The following is a 298-nucleotide window of genomic DNA, read 5'->3' as shown; positions in this document are numbered from 1 at the left end:
GTTCGGGATGACTCCGGCGCTTCCGCGACACCTATTCGCACGCGTTGGTCGGAGTGGGGCCGGACGCCTGGGTCCATCGCTGCCCCGAAGCTGCCAGTCGTTGGCGTTTTGGTTTCGTTTCGTTCCGCGAATAACGGACCGATAAATTATACAATCCGCCCGGGGAAAGCCTTCCGAACGGCTGACGCCAAACTCGGGAGCGGATGGGCCACAGGCCATTAACCATAACGATTTCAATGGGCCTGCCGATGGCGGAAAAGGTCGGCTTCTGCCCGCCGTAGCGGACAAAAAACATCCG

1 protein-coding gene is annotated in these 298 nt (G+C 59.7%); it reads right to left on the bottom strand.

The annotated features are described in order from the left end of the window. Positions 1-31 precede the first annotated feature (31 nt). A partial coding sequence (locus tag EN852_RS42025; protein WP_210238333.1) for a hypothetical protein occupies positions 32-298 on the bottom strand: 267 nt, incomplete at its 5' end.

Origin of the sequence: Mesorhizobium sp. M2E.F.Ca.ET.209.01.1.1, from assembly GCF_004010375.2 — a bacterium.
In the GTDB taxonomy this organism is placed as follows: domain Bacteria; phylum Pseudomonadota; class Alphaproteobacteria; order Rhizobiales; family Rhizobiaceae; genus Mesorhizobium.
This window is presented reverse-complemented; position numbering and strand designations above follow the sequence as displayed.